At 31.0% G+C, this 982-nt stretch carries 2 protein-coding genes; one reads left to right on the top strand and one right to left on the bottom strand.

The window, feature by feature from the left end; genetic code table 11:
- Positions 1 to 251 precede the first annotated feature (251 nt).
- Positions 252 to 464 carry a hypothetical protein gene (locus tag J502_RS16090; RefSeq protein ID WP_005405128.1) on the top strand — a complete coding sequence of 71 codons (213 nt, stop codon included), beginning with the start codon at positions 252 to 254 and terminating at the stop codon, positions 462 to 464.
- A gap of 163 nt (positions 465 to 627) precedes the next feature.
- On the opposite strand, the gene J502_RS16085 is transcribed toward J502_RS16090, so the two are convergent.
- The coding region (locus J502_RS16085; protein WP_002054609.1) for an IS30 family transposase at positions 628 to 982 on the bottom strand (355 nt) is incomplete at its 5' end.

The raw sequence follows: 982 nt of genomic DNA, 5'->3' as shown, positions 1-982 counted from the left end.
TTTATTACCAAATTAAAAAAATTTTTTGATCATAAAAACCTATAATTATTTTTAATAAGTTTGTTATTTCAGAAAGCTGTGCTAAGATATAAAACTTAATGAAGGCAAACCTCATACGATGCCACTCCCATTTTTCAAGATTTTCTTGAGATTTTGTAGTTATTAAAATTAAAACAATTTTATTTTAATCAAATAATTGTTCGAAAAATGCTCTAAAGAGTTTACTAAAGTTTATTGTATTGGTGTATATATTGAAATATCCAAATTTTCGTACCGCGAAATCTATCGACGGTGATATTATTCATGTTCAGATTATAGCTTCAGAGAGAAAACAAAATATTTCTGGTGGCTTTAAATGGGTAAAAGTAGGTGAAAAAGTTCTACTTGATTCCGGAAGAGAGATTAATTTTAATCTGGATGGCCAAAGCTTTTACGTTGCGCCTAATCAGATGTACCGGTTATAAATATCAAGCTCACTTTAGTGGGCTTTTTTATTTGCTAAGAATTGATAATTTCAATAAATTATAAATTTTTAGAAGAGGAATAATAAGAATTAATGTAAAGAATTTAAAATTAGAAAAATTCAGTTTCTAGAAAGCAGAAGCATAAAAGAGTAGATTGGCGAATTCAAACATGAGGTGCGACAGTTTGAAAAGTCTTATGATAATCAACAAGCTGAGCAAATTTCTCTAATGGTGTAAGCCAATCTAACGCTTTTCTAGGACGAGTATTCAGTGACATGGCAACTTGATTTAAATAATGCTGATCTGCCTGATTTAAATCAATCCCTTTAGGTAAATATTGCCTAATTAAACCATTCATATTTTCGCATGTGCCTTTTTGCCAGGGTGAATGTGGGTCACAGAAATATACATCTATGCCTAAATCTTCTTCAAGTATTTTATGTTCTGCCATCTCGCGTCCACGGTCATAGGTCAACGTTTTACGCAGTTCTGCAGGTAAATATTTCAGAGCTTCAGTT

Source organism: Acinetobacter sp. 1294596 (assembly GCF_000582925.1).
GTDB lineage: Bacteria > Pseudomonadota > Gammaproteobacteria > Pseudomonadales > Moraxellaceae > Acinetobacter > Acinetobacter radioresistens.
The sequence above is the reverse complement of the archived record's forward strand: the minus strand, read 5'-3'. Positions and strand labels throughout refer to the sequence as shown.